The following is a 17,483-nucleotide window of genomic DNA, read 5'->3' on the forward strand; positions in this document are numbered from 1 at the left end:
CTTCTAACATCATTCACTATTTTGTTCAATTTCATTTAGTTCCATTTCAGTAATGAGGACATCTCTTGGTTTACTGCCCCGATTTTCAGATACGAAGCCTTGTTCCTCCATCATATCTATTAAGCGTGCTGCTCTGTTATAACCAATTTTAAACCTTCTTTGTAACATAGAAGCGGATGCCGCCTGATGATCAATCACAAAATAACATGCTTCAAAGAATAATTCATCTGTTTCTTCAGTTACTTTCGCTTTCTTTAATAACTCATCTTGTTCAAATAAATATTGTGGTTTCTGCTCTTTCCTAACATGTGCTACGACATCATCAATTTCTTGATCAGAAACAAAAGTTCCTTGCAAACGAACTGGCTTTGATGAACCGTTTTCTAAAAAGAGCATATCTCCTCTACCCAAAAGCTTTTCAGCACCACTAATATCTATTATTGTCCGCGAATCCACTTGTGAAGAGACAGAAAAGGCAATTCTTGTTGGTACATTTGCCTTAATGAGACCCGTGATAACATCAACTGACGGTCGTTGAGTCGCAATAATTAAGTGAATCCCGCAGGCTCTTGCCTTTTGAGCGATACGACAGATGGCTTCCTCAACATCCGCTGGGGCCATCATCATTAAATCGGCTAATTCATCTATGACAATGACAATATACGGCAGTTTTTGATGGTATTGCTTATTTGCCTCTGCATAATCATTGAAACGATTAATATCTCGTACGCCCGAATGAGCAAATAATTCATATCTTCTTTCCATTTCTTCTACTGCCCACTTCAGTGAGGCTGTTGCCGCCTTTACATCGGTTATGACCGGACTAACAAGATGTGGTATTTGATTGTATGGTGCTAATTCTACCATTTTAGGATCAATGAGCAAGAGCTTTAACTCCTCAGGATCAGCTTTGTATAAAAGACTAATAAGAATAGAATTTATACAAACACTTTTACCAGATCCTGTTGCACCTGCAATTAAACCATGGGGCATTTTGCGTAAATCTGTGACAATTGGATCACCAGCAATATCTAAACCTAATACAGCAGTTAATGGTGATTCTGATTGCATAAACTCTTCACTATGAATGATTTCGCTAATTTGTACAGGTCTACTCTTTTGGTTAGGCACTTCTATGCCTATCGCATGTTTTCCAGGGATAGGTGCTTCTATTCTAATATCCCTTGCAGCAAGACTGAGTTTGATATCATCAGCTAGGTTTGTAATTTTATTTACTTTCACTCCCGGCTCTGGTTGCACTTCAAAACGAGTAACGGCAGGACCTTTCGTTACTTGTATCACATGAGCTCGGACATTGAAGTGATGTAGGGTGGCATTTAATAATTCCTCTTGTTCTAATAACCATTCTTCATCTGTGTCCATATTAACTGGAGGATCTAACAACCTCATAGATGGGAAGACATAATTAGGCAAATTTTCTTCTATTTCCTCATCTCTATAAAAGTCATTTTTTTTTACTTGTGACGATGGATCAAATGCTGCCGTCTCATTGACATTTAACTTTTTCTTATCCGATTGCAACATCATTACATTAAAGGGCAGATGACTCCGCTTCTGTGATTGATGAGACGATGTTCCAGTTTCTATCTCTTCTTCCACATTGGCGTGAGCTTCTTCCATGCTATGTATGTTTGCTTGTCCTTCATCCTGTGCCTCATCTTCATACATCCGTTTTTCTTCAACTTCTTCATACTGATTCGAATAAGGAATGGATTTTTCAAGTGCGACAGCAGTTTGATCTTGTGAAACTGTTAGCTCATCTTCGACCTGAAAGGATGTTATCATTTGTTCCGGCTCATTGTTAGTCGTCACTATCGGGTCTTCTTCCACCCTCACACTCACTTGTTCCGGCTCATTGTTAGTCGCCACTATCGGGTCTTCTTCCACCCTCACACTCACTTGTTCCGGCTCATTGTTAGTCGCCACTATCGGGTCTTCTTCCACCCTCACATCCACTTGTTCAGACTCATTGTTAGTCGCCACTATCAGGTCTTCTTCCACCCTCACATCCACTTGTTCAGACTCATTGTTAGTCGCCACTATTGGGTCTTCTTCCACCCTCACATTCACTTGTTCCGGCTCATCGTAAAGAGACAATTGATTGTATTGTTCTTCAAGTGAAGCAGATTCTTTTCTTCCACGAGCAATACCAAGGTCATATTCAGTAGGTTCTATTCTTTCATACTGTTCAAGTTTCGTTTCCTCTTTTATTTGACTTTTCCTTTGACCAAAACCATATATAGGAGAGGGAATTTCTGATGGTTTAAATGGCCCAGCATTCAGCTTAATTTCTGTTTTTTTTACTTGTTTCTTTTCTATTGGACGATGATTTTCTTGCTGATTTTCAATATTTTCTTTTGTTGAATGATTTCTTCTTTGTCTTGTTTGAAGATTTTTGCTATCTTTTGGCTTTTCGTCTGCTAATTTATTTACACGTTCTCTTGGCTTTCTTCTTCCCCGTGTCTCATCTGGGATGAGAGGAAAACGAAATTCACCTTTTGGATATTGATAAATTACTTTTGCTTCTATCTCTCTATGTGTATCATATGGTTCTTTAGCTTGAATTTTATTAGTGTTATTTGTAGGTTTCTCTTCTTGAGTTGTATTCGTTGGATTATATTCCTTGAACTCATCGGCATCATAGCCATTAAAGTAGGCTTTTATTCTTTTAAACCAATTCATTCTATCAACTTCCTTTTCTGTTCTAACTTACATTCTATCAGTAAACCTACTAAGAATGATAGCAATTATATAATCTGAGTTATCTTTGATAAGTTTTTGATATCATTGAAAAAGATGACACACAAATGAAAAATGGACCGCCTATAGCGACCCATTTCCATGGTTATTGTTTCTTTTTATTCTTGCCTAGAATAAATATTGGTTCTAACTCCCCATCTTCATATAAGAAAGACAGAGCTGTAATTGGTACATGACCACTTGCAAAAAAGCTCATTGTCATTTGCGCCAAGATATCGTATCCTGTTTCATTCATAATATCAGCAATAATTAATACATCTTGATGAGGAACAGCTACAGCCATATTTCCTTTGACCTTTGTCGCCATATTTTTGAGAAAAGACTCGTTTAAGATACGACTAGCATCATACCCATCTTTTTTATTGAGGAAATAAAAATCGTTGCCAGCTACTTGATCTATTTTCATTTCTGTTGAAAGCGACCGAACATTAAACTGAGCAACTTCTTTTATTCGCTCTTTTTCCCAGCCTTCTTTTTGAAGCAATTTTTCATCAATTAATCGGTAAGTGCTCCCTAAGTCAAGCGCATAAAAAATTCGTGTTTCTGCGGTATGCTCATCATATACAAAGGGTACTTCATCACCTGTTTCTAGTGGAAAGGAAGTTGAGCGAATAACGGGAAAAATGTTTTTTTCTTTACCGGAAAAACGTTGTTCTCCTGTCATGGCTTCTAAGCCTTCTTCTACATAATAAACAACCTCATCAATCGCTTTTTCCTTTTGCTCTTGATATCTCGCAACAATGCCAGGCAATTCTATCGTTATCCCTTTGCCAGTATGTTTATTTTCTATACGTAATTGATCTTTTTCTCTATCGAAAGTCATTAGGCGATCCTCTTTATGAAGACGCTTTTCTAATTCCTCTTTCATACGCTTACTTGTCATTTTATTCTTCATTCTTATCCCTCCTTACAGGGAAGATTTCGGTACTTAGTTTACACTAAAATGAACAGAAACAAAAGTGTCCCGCTTCATAACGAATGATATGGCTATTATCCATGTAGAACAAATATCTTCATCATCTATCCTATCCAAACAACCAGCCTATTTCGTGGGAAAAGCGAAAAAAGATATAAAGGAATGAACAAAATACCATTTATCTGATTACAGGTTGGATTCATTTGCCCATTCAAACAAGATTGTCATTGATACAATTCGTGGTGTGAACAAGAAATAACACCGATTATCTCCAAATTCATATTGTAAGAATAAAAAACGGCCCCTTATAAGGAGCCGTGCAAATCTATTTTTAAAGCGCTGCAATAAATTGCTCAATTTCATCCTGTGTTTTACGATCCTTACTGACAAAACGACCAAGCTCTTTACCATTTTCGATAGCTACAAAGCTCGGAATACCGAAAATATCAAGTTCCACACAAAGATCGATGAACGCATCGCGATCTACATAAATAAATGTAAACTCTTTATACTTATCAGCTACTTCAGGCATAAACGGTTCAATAAACCGGCAATCCCCGCACCACTGTGCTGAAAACATTAAAATATATTTTCCGTTTCCTTTTAATTGCTCATATTCTTCCATTGACGCTAATTTTCTCATTATTTTTCATCTCCCATATCAAGCTTCATATCGCCGAATTTAATCCAGCCTTTTTTTCTCATATATTCTGATATTATCAAGCTAATGATTGCAGGTCCAATAAAATGTATTAAAATCACTTTTAATAGTACAGTAAGATTAAATCCCATTGTTGTAAAAGTCATTATTTGGCCGACTAAGCCACTCGTACCCATCCCCGCACCAGCAGCAATACTTTCCATATTAAAAAAAATGATGCCAATTGGCGCAAGTAAAAGCCCTGCAATTGTGGGTGGGATGAGTATGAATGGATTTCTCATAATATTTGGCACCTGCAACATAGAAGTTCCTAGCCCTTGTGCAACAAGGCCACCAAATTTATTCTCCCTATAACTCGAGACAGCAAATCCAACCATTTGAGCAGCACAACCAATTGTTGCCGCTCCTGCAGCTATACCATTTAAATCAAGCATCATCGCAATAGCTGCTGCTGATATAGGGGCTGTTAAAGCGAGACCCATTAGTACAGCTACAATCATTCCCATCACCAGTGGTTGCTGCTCTGTCCCCCACATAATCAATGCACCAAGATTTTTTATTCCAAGATCTATAAAAGGACCAATTAAAGTCGCTACACTATATCCGGAAAACACAACAACAAAAGGTGTCACAATAATATCAAGCTTTGTTTCCTTACTAATTAGTTTGCCTAGTTCAGTAGAGATGATTGCTGCAACAAAGCTACCTGCTGGTCCACCTAATACCGCACCAGCAGCCCCACTTAATAAAGAAGCAAACAAGACGAGAGGAGGCGCTTTTAAACTATACGCAATAGCAACCCCAATCGCAGGACCCATTAACCCCATCGCCATTGTACCCATTTCAATCATTACATTAGAAATCATGCCTAGTTGTAATTGTTCACCAATCGTCTTAATAATCAACCCTATAATTAAAGTGGAGAACAATCCTAAAGCCATACTCCCCATAGCGTCTATAAAATATACTTTTAGAGACAGTTTTACTCCCTTCTTATTAAGAAAAGCGTTCATAAGTATAAATCCTCCATCATTATGTTCATTTAACACCATATTATCTTATCACATGTAAAGACATATGTAATATCTATTTTTTTATTTCATTAAGATGTTAATAGAGGGAGTAAACAACCTTAAAGTTTTATACCATTCAAAAATCCAATGAATGGTATGACCATTTGTTTTTCTTCCAAAACATTCAGTAGATACTTGTCCACATTCTTTCTTCTTCTTCTCATATTCATACTTCAGTTGATGAAATAGTTAATACCATTAGAAATAGCCTCATACAAGCCTGCTGATAGTGAAATGAAATAGACTATCTACATACGCGATTGTAAAGGGTAACGATTATTATTAGAAAGGATGAAGCATGGGAACAGAAAATGGCCATTTAGCACTAACAGTATCAAACAAAATAAGCAGTGCACATATTTTCACTATCAATCCATTTGATGTTAGAATAAGTAAAAGTGTAGAGGAGGAAGACAATGGAACTGAATGTATATTTAGCTGGGGAAATTCATTCTAACTGGCGTGAAGAACTGAAGGATAAAGTCAAATCACTACAGCTACCGGTTCATTTTTTCGGACCTATGGAGAATCACGATCGCAGTGACTTCATTGGAGAGGAGATCCTTGGTAAGCAGCCTAATGCTATTTTCAAAGACGAAGCAGCTTCAAATATCAATAATTTACGCACTGAGCTATTATTGAAAAAATCTGATTTAGTGATTGCCTTATTTGGCGAAAAGTATAAGCAATGGAATACTGCTATGGATGCAAGTGCAGCTATCAACCAAAACAAACCGCTTATCCTCATTCGGCCAGAAGAACTCCACCACCCTCTGAAAGAATTATCAAGTAAAGCAAATGTTACAGTGGAAACGGTTAATCAGGCCATTAAAGTACTTTCTTATATTTTTGAGGAAAAATAGTAGACTACTCCCTACCTGCCACCATTCATGTGGTAGGTATATTTTTGATAAAGACTTTTGCATAAAACACACCATATGTATCCCATAAAAAAACCAGCCCCAAAATAAAATGGGCTGGTTAATTTATTGCGTAAGGCTTTATTCACCACTATTGCGATATTGCCATTGACCATACAATAGCTTAACAAGATGGGTAAACATTTCTTCGCGGTTGATTTGATTTCCTGTAAATACCCCTATTGCTCCTTCTTGGCTACGGATATTATTTTTATTCGTAAAATCATCCATGACTGGTCCCAGTTCCTCACCTTCAATCAGACGCTGCGCTATAGAATCTGGTAAAAGAATTCTTGCTCCACCTGCAACAATTGGCGTATGCCCTTCCACTGCAAGTGCACCCCAATTGCATAAGAATAGACCATAATCTGTTTGCTGTACACCACCTTCTAGGCCAATGCCAATGACTCCATCGCCTTCATATAAGGCTCCCTTCGCCCTGTTAATTGCTCCTTGAATCGTTTCTTGATCAGTCATTGGTTGTTTAGCTACATTAGATGCAACATCAACAGCAATAACATCACTATTTTCAATAAAAATATTTTTAACGGCCTGTACTTTTGTAGGGTTTTTCGATCCAATATAGATCTTCATGATAGCCCCTCCTAAAATAAATATATTAAAAATCATCCTGATATACTCATTGCCAGTGCAAAACTTAAAAAGGACCTCTTGTAAAGAAGTCCCATGTTACTTATTTGAAATTCTAACTGTTTTGACGAATGGTTTCAACTGTTGTGCGATCAAGTGATTTTATCAATGTGACAAGTAGTTCTTTCGCAGCAGCATAATCATCTATATGGATAATTGAACCGTGCGTATGAATGTATCTTGAACAAATACCAACAACTGCACTTGGGACACCATTATTTGTTAAGTGAACACTACCTGCATCCGTTCCGCCAGGAGAAACAAAGTATTGATATGGAATCTGATGACTTTCAGCCGTATCTAGAATAAATTCTCTCAAACCGCGATGTGTAACCATTGAGCGATCAAGTATTCTTAATAATGTACCTTTCCCTAACTGTCCGAACTCGTCCTTTTTACCAGTCATATCATTGGCAGGACTCGCATCAAGCGCAAAGAAAAGATCCGGGTTAATCATATTAGCAGCTGTTTTTGCACCTCTTAAGCCTACTTCTTCTTGTACAGTCGCACCAGACCATAAATTAATAGGTAGTTTCTCATCTTTTATCTCCTCAAGCAATTCGATAGCAAGACCACACCCATAGCGATTATCCCAAGCCTTCGCCAAAATCTTCTTCGGATTCGCCATTGGTGTAAATGGACAAATAGGAACAATTTGTTGTCCTGGTTTGATACCGATTTCTCTTGCATCTTCTTTATTGTCAGCCCCGATATCAATCAACATATTCTTTATATCCATCGGCTTATTTTTTGCCGTATCATCTAATAAATGAGGAGGAATAGAACCAATTACCCCAATTACCGGACCGTTAGCAGTCATAATCTGCACCCTTTGTGCTAATAATACCTGGCTCCACCAGCCACCTAATGTTTGAAATCTGATCATGCCATTATCTGTGATAGCAGTTACCATAAAACCTACTTCATCCATATGACCTGCAACCATAATCGTAGGATCTGTTTCAGCACCTTTTTTCACACCAAAAATACTTCCTAAATGATCTTGAACAATTTCATCTGAATATTTACTAAGCTCTTCTCTCATAAAATTTCTAACTAAGTGTTCGTTACCAGCTGCTCCGGGAAGTTCTGTTAATGTTTTAAATAGTTCTAAGGTCTTCTCATTCATTATTTCCCACTCCTATTATTTGACTATATTGAATCCTATGTATATTACCATTCTACATAACTTTTATGACGGGTGCCACCATTAGGAAAGTTAATTAGTTTTTAAATATTCAAATCTTTGCTAAGATAAAAGTGAAGCAATTAGCACTAGCAAAACATCTAAAAGATTATGTAGATACTTTTTAATAATGGAGGTTTAATTATGAGTTGGAAATCATTTGTTTTAGGTGTAGGGGTCGGTCTTGTTGGAGGATATATTACGCGCGAAGTAATGACAGAGAAAATAGCAGCGTCACCTGAGAAGGCATTACAAAATGCGAAAGATGCCTTTAAGGAGAATGGGGAAATAAGTGGTTCATGGATTCATATGGAAAAAGAACCTTATCAAAAGGAAGAGTTAAATTATGAAGTGTATAAAGGCGGCATATCCAGATATACTGGTGAAGATGTAAAACAATATGAATTTGTTGCCGATGCAAAAACAGGTGTCATTATTGACGCTTATCCTATTTAATTTATTCCTAAATGAGCGCTGAGCCTCATCGACGCAGATGCGTTGATGGGCACAGGCATTCATTATTTATTTGGCTCTTTTAATTTCTGCGATGATTTCTTTCCCCTCTTGATCCCATTTAACCGCTCGATAAAAAGCATCATGATAAAAACTAAACCAAGCTTCTTTTTCTAATCCAATTTTCATCCACTTTTGTTTTGCAGAGATAGAATCCATCGGATAATCATCAAACGCCAATACCCATAGCACATTTTGATGCGCATGTGTTGGCATAATATCAGCCATATGTATAAGCAACTCTTCTTTTCCCTCAATGATAATGATGCTATGTCCATCACTATGGCCGCCTGTGTGAATCATTTGAACAGGTCCCATACTCCATTCTTTATCAAATGTTATTACTTGTTCTTGTATACTCTGCCAATTTTCCTTCCAATATGTATTACGTGAGCGAATATTCGGATTTCTCATTTCATCCCATTCGATTTGTGAACAAATAATCTTCGCGTTCGGAAATACAGAATGATAGGATTCTCCTTCTAATTTAGTCAAACCACAAGCATGATCAAAATGCATATGGGTCATAAGAACATAATCAATATCCGATGTTGTAAAACCTAGTTGCCTTAAGTCTTCCTCAATAAACGATTCTTCCCATGCACCGTAATTCCGCTTTTGTTTATCTGTAAACTTTCCAATCCCTAAACCGCTTTCAACTAATAGCAATTGATCATTCCATTGTATGAGGATTGGATCTGTTCGTAGCTCAATTTGGTTATTTTCATTACTAGGATACTTTTTGGACCATAATGGCTTCGGAACGACACCGAACATCGCTCCCCCATCTAGATGATTGACACCACCACGAAGCCAAGTTAATTTTATATCGTCTATTTGTAAAGTCTCCATTCTTTTCCCTCCCTTTCACACCATTAGTCTATCATATTTACGCAATATTAAGAAATCTAACATTAAACAGTCTTCCATTTAAAAAAGAAAAAACAAGTTCAGTTGAGCCGCTGGGTATAGTCACTAAAAAACTGTGAAGTAAGGAAAAGAAATAGCAATTCATCGTTCACATAGAAGCTCTCTTTCCGTGACTTCCGTTACAGGCTCGATATCTTACAATTTATCATTTTTCACCTTTATTCGACTTTGTACAGAACTCGTATTCTCTTTGAACACATACTCTTGTTATCCAGTCAACGCAATGAAACATGATTAGAGAAGCGAAAAAGGCCTTTATCACCAACACAACGTGACGATAAAGACCTATTACTATTTTCTGAGCCTTTCTTAGTGAAGTGGCATTTTCACCTTATCGATATTGCACTTCACATCGGAAAATACGACTACCTTTATTCGAGAACTTTTCTTCGTACTCTGTCATTATATTTCCTTCATAATCACTTTGGTGAAGGTCTAAGCTGACATATTTCAATATCATACCGTATTGAGAAAAACTCATTAAAGAATATTCGAAAAGACCTTGGTTATCTGTTTTAAAATGAATCTCTCCTTGAGGAGGAAGAATATCTTCATAAAGAGATAGGAATGTTTGATAAGTTAGTCTTCTTTTTGCATGTCGTTTTTTAGGCCACGGATCTGAGAAGTTTAAATAAATCCGATCAACTTCCCCTTTCTCAAATACCTCCCGTAACTCTGCTGCATCGATATTCATCAATTTTACATTCGGTAATTCTTCTTCAATAATAAGATCAAGCGCACTTACAATGACGCTCTCCGCTAATTCAATACCAATATAATTAACCTCAGGATTCTGTTTTGCCATTCCAGTAATAAAACGACCTTTTCCAGTACCAATTTCGATATGAAGTGGACGATTATTACCAAAGCACGCTTGCCACTTTCCTTTTTGTTCTTTTGGCTCTTGGATAATGTATTGTGGATAATTGGCAAGTTTTTCTCTCGCCCACGGTTTATTTCTTTGTCGCATAATTACACCTCTATATTCAATTCATCTTTCAAAAGATAACATGCAATGTAAAAGTGTGCAAGCTCCTTTATAAGGGTATCTTACTATGCAGTTTTTGAGATACTCACTACTTCCCATGGTGAAACCTCTTTTGTCATTACGGTTTTTTGTATGTATAAAAAACGAAAGGAATCACAATCTAGTTGTGATTCCATAAAAAGAAAAAGGGTGAGTAAAATGCCAATTAGTCAAAAAGACCAATTAACATTGCTGCAGGATCTATTAAGGAACCATCACACAGATGCCTGTGGCTCCAAATCAGAATGTGAACAAATTGCTAGGCTTGTACAATCCCTACAAAACCAAGAAACTATTCATCAAGATTTACTTCCTTTATTAAATGATGTTGATCAATATAGTAAAAACGGTATAGTATCATCTGACCTAAACGAGCATATTTCTTCTAGCAAAGAGGATCTCTCTCAATGGGTCGACACAATGAATCAACTAATATAATCTAAATGAAGCCTTCTTTCCAGCCCTTGGATTAGATTATTCATTTCCTGAAAACGGAATTTACTTTTATGCCATTGAATACTATCCAAGGCTTGGAACAATGCATACCACTTCATACGCAATCGCAAATCTTCCGTCAACACCATGCCATATAACTGAAGCCACTCACTCCATTGTTCATATGGAATATAGGCATATAATAATGTGCCTATATCTATAGCCGGGTCACCGATCATTGCTCCATCCCAATCTATTAAAAACAACTGATTATCCTCGGATAATAGCCAATTATTATGATTTACATCACAATGACACACAGTCGTTACATCCGTTTCAATCGCATTCACTGTGTCTTTTAAAAATGTTAGTGACTCAGCTACTAATGGAATTTCCAATAAGTCTTGATCCAATTCCGTTAATAGTGATTGTAATACTGTCTCTGGATGTATGGCCGATTTCCCTAACCTAGTTAACATGGCAAGCAATGGTTTTGATGAGTGAATCTTCTTTAGCAGCTTGGCTACGCGCTCGCTATTCATTTGCGATTGCCTAAGCTCACTACCACTCATCCATTGCTGAGCAGTAAATACATCTCCATTCTCCATCCTTTTCGTCCAAACAAGCTTCGGGACAATTCCTTCAGCAGAAAGCACGGCTAGAAAAGGAGAAGAATTCCTTTTTAAAAATAATCGCTGTTCATCATGTTGTGCATAATAGGCTTCTCCAGTTGCACCACCAGCCGGGATAATCCGCCAGTCATCCCCGAATAAATTTTCCAAAATAGTTCACCTGCAATTTACTACGCCATTTATGAATAGCTGTATTAAACAATTTCACACTTAAAGTTTCATCTGAAAATAAAAATAGCTATTGATACAAATTCAACAATAGCTATCTTTATAAATTTTATCTCTTTCAAGAGTTTTTAGCAAGTTACTTTTTCCTGAACAAAACAATAGCAGGAAAATGGAGGCAAAGTAATATTAGAATAGTTACCTAACGAATGAGGAGAGGCTTGATTTTGGGTGACAAATAATTGCCATTGCCCATATGGTAAGGAAATTTCATATTCCTTTTCAGTTGGATTAAAATAACATAATACATCCTCATTAAACTTATGATGTGAAAGTAAATACGCCAGTAGTGGTTTTTCAATATCTAGAAAATTTACCGCTTCATTAATTTGCTTCGTACTGGATAAACGTAAAATCGCATACTTTTTTCTGAAAGCAATTAATCCTTTTACATATTCAACATTCTCTTTATACTTACTCCTAGCCATCCAATCCAATTGATTCACACAATCAGGTGAACGATAACTATTCCCTTCACCGTTTTTTGTCCGAAAGAACTCTTGACCACTGTGCAAGAAAGGAATCCCTTGGGCAAGAAGAACCATCGCTGTTGCTAATCGATGTCTTAGTCTTTTACTTTCATCTGTGTCTTCAGGAAAACATATATGGATTTTATCCCACAAAGTATGATTATCATGTACTTCTACATAATTAACCGTCTGAAATGGTTCATTAAATATCCCTTGTTGACCAATGCTCCCCTTCAATACCGTTTTAGCTGTTTGATAATAATAGTGATTACCAAGTGCATATCCACAATCGTATAGATTAAATGTATTCCCTTTTATTCCATCTCTAAACTGATCATTGAATTGTGCAATGGCACCAAGCCTATCTTGATTATGAATATTCGCTTTCTCTTCTTTAGCGAGAGGTGTATTTAAGTCCCAACCTTCACCGATAACAAGGATTGTCGAATCAATACTATCTAACGTTTTCCGGATAAGTTTCATCGTTGTCACATCTAAAATACCCATTAAGTCAAATCGAAAACCATCAACCTTAAAAGTGTTGGTCCAATAAGTAATCGAATCAACAATAAAATTTCTTACCATATGCCTTTCAGATGCGATATCATTTCCGACACCTGTACCATTTGATGGAGTACCATTTAGATCATGTCTAAAATAATAGCCTGGAACAATTTTTTCAAAAGAGGAAGTTTCTCTTTCATACACATGATTATAGACAACATCTAAAATGACCCTTATACCATTTTGATGAATGACATCAATGAGTTCGATTAATTCATTTATTCTTGTATAAGGAGTGGCAGCATTAGAGGCATAGCTTCCTTGTGGCACATTAAAATGAAGAGGATTATATCCCCAATTATAACAATCGTCTGGTCTTGTCTCGTCAACTCCAGCAAAATGATTCAATGGTAAAAATTCGATATGTGTTATACCTAATTCTTTCATATAATTGAGTCCTGTAGAATCTCCTTTTACGTTAGTAGTGTTCTCTTCAACTATACCCTTATATAAGCCTTTGTGGCGGACACCGCTATTTGGATGAATGGTTAAATCCCGAATATGCGTTTCGTAAATAATGGCATCTGTCATCATTGAGAAGGATGGACGTGCTGTTTTTGGATGTTTAAATCGATTCTCATCAATAATGACACCTAATTGCCCATTCGGAGTAATTGCTTTTACATATGGGTCTACAGCTTCTCTCCAAACCCCGTTCACACATATGTGGTAGCAATAACTCCATTCATGTACATCCGTTGATACAGTAACCTGCCAAACGCCTTTTTGCTTCCTACTTAGTTCAATTATTTCTGAATCATCGCCATGCTGTAACTCTAATCGTAGGGCAGTTGCTGTTGGTGCCCATACTTTAAAAGTCGTTGCATGCGGTTGATATTCATATCCAAGAGGCCCTTCATATTTGAAGAGCTCATCAAATTCAGGTGTTCTTGTCACCGACCCAATATCGACCTCAATCACATCTCCGTGTTCACTTTCTATATAACCTATCGCCCCAAATGGAAAAGGATGAGGAAAAGAGCAATAGTATTTGCGAAAATCATTAATTTCTTCCATTCCTTCTATTACAAGCTCGTAACTTTCATCACGATGGATATAAGTAAAATACTTTGAATGGCCCTGGTGATAATCATAAGGAAGTAATAATGTGATTAAATCTAATCGATCTATATACGCATAAAATGCTTTCTTACTATCATTCATATTACTCCCCCATCCCTTCATTTAATTATTTTACTCTTTGCTAGATTGGAAATATCTCTTAGGTGTAACGGGAAGCCGCATGGAGATAGAAAGTCCAAGATGTGACATCACTTCTTTATACTTCCCTACTTTCCTTTGCAATGTGAGAATATTAATCAATTATGATAATGTCCACCCCTGTACTCGCCACAGTTACTAACGACATTTGCGGAAATTATATGTAACGCCAACAAAAAGTCTCAGGTTCTATTGCTGTCGGTTTATAAAACGATTCACTTTATAGGGAACTTGAGCATTAAACACAGCCCGTTATTTTTACAAATAGCGAGTAGAGTTATTTAATCCGCATATTCTCCCTATATCAAACTCTTCTTCATTATCTATATTATTCACCAGCGATTTAAGTGCTTGTTTAGCTGAATAGACTTTCAAAATACCTCTTGCCAAATTATTACCCGCTCTATATGGAAAAAGGCCAGATTAACAGCCGAGCTCTTATACCATCCATTATGTAGTTCATGAATGGTACAAACACTGCCTTACAAACCAATAACACTCTTTTATTCGGACCCTGTTACCTGACAACAGTATTTGGCTTGACTGTCTTACATTTGACTGAACGAGTGAAACACTCATTTAATTTCATTTTTTACGTATGGATAGACAATAATCGACTATTCATCATCCTTCCCCTATGTCACTCCATTCAGATCTTTCAAATGATATCCTTTCCGCATAAGTCAACAAGGCTTGTGCTGCTAATAACTGCTGACTTTTTAACGGTGCTTTTGTTTGTCTTTGATTTATGAACCAAGACGGATACTCTTTCCGGTCAATTAAAGTAGCATCAAAGGGAACTGATGGATAATCAATATATCCTTCTCGGCAAAGAACGACCTTTTGAACAGGTAAAGTGACATCATGTTTGTCCAAAATTTTCTTGACTACTGTGACTGTTCTGTTCAATGAGATCAATGGGTTTAAAATTTTCTGTTCATTTTCTTTTTTAGCTAACCAAAATCGGCCAGCACTTCCGGTATAAGCCGTTAATTCAGCACCGTCTAAAAAATGGAGACAGATTACTTCTGTCGGTGTGAGAATAATTGTATCAAGAGAAACCGGTGCTTGACCTAGCTTTAGTATCGGCTGAAAAAGGACAAGGAATGTATCTGGAAACCTTTGTAACAAGTATTTTAACTGTTCATTATAATAGTAACTTCTTGATAGAGACGATTCAGAAAACAAGGTTGAGCTTGCCCATTTTAATTGTGTACGAAATAATTGATCGAGGTACATTTGCTTAAGTTCCTTTGTTGAGGTAGGTCTCACATGATAGTCCGCGGTAAATGAAAATGACTCTTCATTATGATTCGTTTCCTCTTCAATCATTGTCTCTTTGTTTCTTTTTACAATATTGAGCAACTTATCCTTCAAGCGTGGTTTATGATATTGAGCTGGTTCTTTCTCTATGAGTTGGTACTCTTTTCCTTCTTCTTCAAAACGGGTCAACAACAGTTCCCATTGTTGTTTTTTTAATTTTACAAATCTAGATGGATATAAATAAATATTCTGCTCATATCGTGAAATACAATCGACAATTTTTATTAACTGCCCCACCCTACTACCCCCTTAACTTTTTAATGAAAATGTTGTTATTCTTTTATATTTCGGCTTACTCTCTGTATTTACTTCATAAAGACCCACTTCAGTAGCTTCAAATGATAATGGTGTTTCCATAATAGGCGGAAAATGTGTGAACTGATTTTCACCTTGCCACTTTTTAGCTAATGTAATATGTGGTGTGAAATTTCTTCTATCACGTGAGAAACCATACTTTTCACAGACTTGATTAACAATTGATTGAATCTCATGTAATTGCTTTTCTTTATGTATATCACACCATAGAATACGAGGGCGTTCCTTAAGCCCAAAAGTTTGAACACCTTCAAGATACAGCGTAAATGAGGAAATATTTTTTAAATCATTAACTATCACTCGGTTCATTTCGTCCAATACTTCTAATGAAGCACCCCCTAAGAAAGCAAGAGTAATGTGATAATCACATTCATGGACCCAATCTTTAAAGGGATAATCAGCCTCTACTGCCAGACATTTTTGCTTTATGATTAATTGTATATTTCTTGGAATACTAATCGCATAAAAGTAATGAGGATTTCTCTTTTCCATCATCTTTATCCTCCCAATTCCTTTTGATTATCTATATCTATTTTATCAGAACAGATAAGAATTTCAGTATTTTTCCATAGGTATGATGTCATGTTTGCCTTTAAGCAATTCCTTTATAACTGATAAGTTAAATATGATATAACTATAATAAAGAGTAAAGCATTGAAGAAAGGATGCGACTTGAATGAAGGTTGTTGAAAACTTAGCGCAACTAATAGGAGACACCCCTCTATTGAAATTAAATAAAATTGGACCTAAAAATGGGGCTACTATTTATGGGAAACTAGAGTTTTTTAATCCTAGCAAAAGCGTAAAGGATCGAGCAGCATATAATATGATTCTAAAAGCAGAGCAAGCAGGGTTATTAAAACCAGGGGCGACAATTATTGAACCTACAAGCGGAAATACAGGCATAGGTCTGGCTATGAATGCTGCCGCTAGAGGATATAAAAGTATACTCGTAATGCCCGATACGATGACGAAAGAAAGAATCAATTTATTAAAAGCGTACGGTGCAGAAGTTGTTCTCACACCAGGAGATGAAAAAATGCCTGGTTCAATTAGAAAAGCAAAAGAATTAGCTAAACAAATTCCTAATAGCTTTATCCCTATGCAATTTGAAAATAATGCTAACCCAGATGCGCATAGGCATTCAACTGCTATTGAAATTATTGATGGGATGAAACAAATAGGTAAGGATTTGTCTGCATTCGTTGCTACTGCAGGGACAGGGGGAACCATTACAGGAACCGGGGAAGTATTGAAAGATTATTATAAGGGACTCCAAGTCCATGTTGTAGAACCAAAAGGTTCGCCTGTGCTTTCCGGTGGAGAACCAGGAAAACATAAATTAGTAGGGACGAGTCCTGGCTTTATACCAGATATCTTAAACACAAATGTCTATGATGAAATACATCAAATCACAGACGAAGACGCCTATCAAACAACAAGAGACCTCGCACGAAAAGAGGGCATCCTTGTCGGGCCATCATCTGGAGCTGCTTGTTTCGCAGCGATACAGGTCGCTAAAGATTTCACACCAGATGATGTCGTTGTATTCATTGTTTGTGACACAGGTGAACGATATTTATCAAGTGATTTATTTAAAATTTGAATATAGAGCTAGAAAGCCGGACGAATGCTATCGT

At 36.7% G+C, this 17,483-nt stretch carries 16 protein-coding genes; 4 read left to right on the plus strand and 12 right to left on the minus strand.

Annotation, left to right across the window (positions count from 1 at the left end):
* Positions 1 to 9 precede the first annotated feature (9 nt).
* The 4 genes from LG276_RS17880 to LG276_RS17895 all read right to left on the minus strand — a co-directional run bounded on the left by LG276_RS17880 (position 10) and on the right by LG276_RS17895 (position 5,371).
* Entirely contained in the window at positions 10 to 2,703 is a 2,694-nt protein-coding gene (locus tag LG276_RS17880) for a DNA translocase FtsK (protein WP_285840907.1), read from the minus strand.
* A gap of 163 nt (positions 2,704 to 2,866) precedes the next feature.
* Positions 2,867 to 3,676 carry a DUF1444 domain-containing protein gene (locus tag LG276_RS17885; protein ID WP_224938783.1) on the minus strand — a complete coding sequence of 270 codons (810 nt, stop codon included), beginning with the start codon at positions 3,674 to 3,676 and terminating at the stop codon, positions 2,867 to 2,869.
* 352 nt (positions 3,677 to 4,028) lie between these two features.
* Positions 4,029 to 4,340 (minus strand): thioredoxin family protein, encoded by a 312-nt coding sequence (locus LG276_RS17890; RefSeq protein WP_251162537.1) that lies wholly within the window; start codon positions 4,338 to 4,340, stop codon positions 4,029 to 4,031.
* A complete protein-coding gene (locus tag LG276_RS17895) occupies positions 4,340 to 5,371 on the minus strand; it encodes a PTS transporter subunit IIC (RefSeq protein ID WP_251162536.1) in 1,032 nt (343 codons plus the stop codon). Before LG276_RS17895 ends, LG276_RS17890 begins: the two co-directional genes overlap by 1 nt.
* 476 nt (positions 5,372 to 5,847) lie before the next feature.
* Between LG276_RS17895 and LG276_RS17900 the strand changes: the two genes are divergently transcribed.
* Positions 5,848 to 6,294, plus strand: a complete 447-nt coding sequence (locus LG276_RS17900) for a YtoQ family protein (protein WP_224938786.1) — start codon at positions 5,848 to 5,850, stop codon at positions 6,292 to 6,294.
* Positions 6,295 to 6,432: 138 nt separating this feature from the next.
* On the opposite strand, the gene LG276_RS17905 is transcribed toward LG276_RS17900, so the two are convergent.
* Both LG276_RS17905 and LG276_RS17910 read right to left on the minus strand, forming a co-directional pair.
* Positions 6,433 to 6,945 (minus strand): DUF84 family protein, encoded by a 513-nt coding sequence (locus LG276_RS17905; protein WP_224938787.1) that lies wholly within the window; start codon positions 6,943 to 6,945, stop codon positions 6,433 to 6,435.
* Between the two features lie 112 nt (positions 6,946 to 7,057).
* Positions 7,058 to 8,131, minus strand: a complete 1,074-nt coding sequence (locus LG276_RS17910) for a M42 family metallopeptidase (RefSeq protein ID WP_224938788.1) — start codon at positions 8,129 to 8,131, stop codon at positions 7,058 to 7,060.
* A 201-nt stretch (positions 8,132 to 8,332) separates the two neighbouring features.
* Here LG276_RS17910 and LG276_RS17915 point away from each other — a divergent pair, with 201 nt between their 5' ends.
* Positions 8,333 to 8,644: a PepSY domain-containing protein gene (locus LG276_RS17915; protein ID WP_224938789.1), complete on the plus strand. Its 312-nt coding sequence runs from the start codon at positions 8,333 to 8,335 to the stop codon at positions 8,642 to 8,644.
* A 66-nt stretch (positions 8,645 to 8,710) separates the two neighbouring features.
* On the opposite strand, the gene LG276_RS17920 is transcribed toward LG276_RS17915, so the two are convergent.
* Positions 8,711 to 9,553 (minus strand): MBL fold metallo-hydrolase, encoded by an 843-nt coding sequence (locus tag LG276_RS17920; protein ID WP_224938790.1) that lies wholly within the window; start codon positions 9,551 to 9,553, stop codon positions 8,711 to 8,713.
* A 409-nt stretch (positions 9,554 to 9,962) separates the two neighbouring features.
* Positions 9,963 to 10,601: a tRNA (guanosine(46)-N7)-methyltransferase TrmB gene (gene trmB, locus LG276_RS17925; protein ID WP_224938791.1), complete on the minus strand. Its 639-nt coding sequence runs from the start codon at positions 10,599 to 10,601 to the stop codon at positions 9,963 to 9,965.
* 216 nt (positions 10,602 to 10,817) lie between these two features.
* Here trmB and LG276_RS17930 point away from each other — a divergent pair, with 216 nt between their 5' ends.
* On the plus strand, positions 10,818 to 11,096 hold the full coding sequence (locus LG276_RS17930) for a YtzH-like family protein (protein ID WP_224938792.1): 279 nt from the start codon (positions 10,818 to 10,820) through the stop codon (positions 11,094 to 11,096).
* On the opposite strand, the gene LG276_RS17935 is transcribed toward LG276_RS17930, so the two are convergent.
* The 4 genes from LG276_RS17935 to thpR all read right to left on the minus strand — a co-directional run bounded on the left by LG276_RS17935 (position 11,084) and on the right by thpR (position 16,338).
* Positions 11,084 to 11,875: a phosphotransferase family protein gene (locus tag LG276_RS17935; protein WP_095372211.1), complete on the minus strand. Its 792-nt coding sequence runs from the start codon at positions 11,873 to 11,875 to the stop codon at positions 11,084 to 11,086. The genes LG276_RS17930 and LG276_RS17935 overlap by 13 nt on opposite strands.
* Before the next feature lie 146 nt (positions 11,876 to 12,021).
* Positions 12,022 to 14,148 (minus strand): type I pullulanase, encoded by a 2,127-nt coding sequence (pulA, locus tag LG276_RS17940; RefSeq protein WP_251162535.1) that lies wholly within the window; start codon positions 14,146 to 14,148, stop codon positions 12,022 to 12,024.
* 681 nt (positions 14,149 to 14,829) lie between these two features.
* Positions 14,830 to 15,765 carry a nuclease-related domain-containing protein gene (locus LG276_RS17945; RefSeq protein WP_251162534.1) on the minus strand — a complete coding sequence of 312 codons (936 nt, stop codon included), beginning with the start codon at positions 15,763 to 15,765 and terminating at the stop codon, positions 14,830 to 14,832.
* 12 nt (positions 15,766 to 15,777) lie between these two features.
* Entirely contained in the window at positions 15,778 to 16,338 is a 561-nt protein-coding gene (gene thpR / locus LG276_RS17950) for an RNA 2',3'-cyclic phosphodiesterase (RefSeq protein ID WP_251162533.1), read from the minus strand.
* Positions 16,339 to 16,519: 181 nt separating this feature from the next.
* Between thpR and cysK the strand changes: the two genes are divergently transcribed.
* Positions 16,520 to 17,449, plus strand: coding sequence for a cysteine synthase A (cysK, locus tag LG276_RS17955; protein ID WP_224938796.1), 930 nt, complete (start codon positions 16,520 to 16,522; stop codon positions 17,447 to 17,449).
* Positions 17,450 to 17,483 lie beyond the last annotated feature (34 nt).

Origin of the sequence: Cytobacillus kochii (genome assembly GCF_044790165.1) — a bacterium.
GTDB classification, from domain to species: Bacteria; Bacillota; Bacilli; order Bacillales; family Cytobacillaceae; genus Cytobacillus; species Cytobacillus kochii.

Excerpts from the sequence above, each read along its gene's own strand:
- LG276_RS17880 (WP_285840907.1), bottom strand. The coding sequence starts at position 2,703 with ATGAATTGGTTTAAAAGAATAAAAGCCTACTTTAATGGCTATGATGCC.
- LG276_RS17885 (WP_224938783.1), bottom strand. The coding sequence starts at position 3,676 with ATGAAGAATAAAATGACAAGTAAGCGTATGAAAGAGGAATTAGAAAAG.
- LG276_RS17890 (WP_251162537.1), bottom strand. The coding sequence starts at position 4,340 with ATGAGAAAATTAGCGTCAATGGAAGAATATGAGCAATTAAAAGGAAAC.
- LG276_RS17895 (WP_251162536.1), bottom strand. The coding sequence starts at position 5,371 with ATGAACGCTTTTCTTAATAAGAAGGGAGTAAAACTGTCTCTAAAAGTA.
- LG276_RS17900 (WP_224938786.1), top strand. The coding sequence starts at position 5,848 with ATGGAACTGAATGTATATTTAGCTGGGGAAATTCATTCTAACTGGCGT.
- LG276_RS17905 (WP_224938787.1), bottom strand. The coding sequence starts at position 6,945 with ATGAAGATCTATATTGGATCGAAAAACCCTACAAAAGTACAGGCCGTT.
- LG276_RS17910 (WP_224938788.1), bottom strand. The coding sequence starts at position 8,131 with ATGAATGAGAAGACCTTAGAACTATTTAAAACATTAACAGAACTTCCC.
- LG276_RS17915 (WP_224938789.1), top strand. The coding sequence starts at position 8,333 with ATGAGTTGGAAATCATTTGTTTTAGGTGTAGGGGTCGGTCTTGTTGGA.
- LG276_RS17920 (WP_224938790.1), bottom strand. The coding sequence starts at position 9,553 with ATGGAGACTTTACAAATAGACGATATAAAATTAACTTGGCTTCGTGGT.
- trmB (WP_224938791.1), bottom strand. The coding sequence starts at position 10,601 with ATGCGACAAAGAAATAAACCGTGGGCGAGAGAAAAACTTGCCAATTAT.
- LG276_RS17930 (WP_224938792.1), top strand. The coding sequence starts at position 10,818 with ATGCCAATTAGTCAAAAAGACCAATTAACATTGCTGCAGGATCTATTA.
- pulA (WP_251162535.1), bottom strand. The coding sequence starts at position 14,148 with ATGAATGATAGTAAGAAAGCATTTTATGCGTATATAGATCGATTAGAT.
- thpR (WP_251162533.1), bottom strand. The coding sequence starts at position 16,338 with ATGATGGAAAAGAGAAATCCTCATTACTTTTATGCGATTAGTATTCCA.
- cysK (WP_224938796.1), top strand. The coding sequence starts at position 16,520 with ATGAAGGTTGTTGAAAACTTAGCGCAACTAATAGGAGACACCCCTCTA.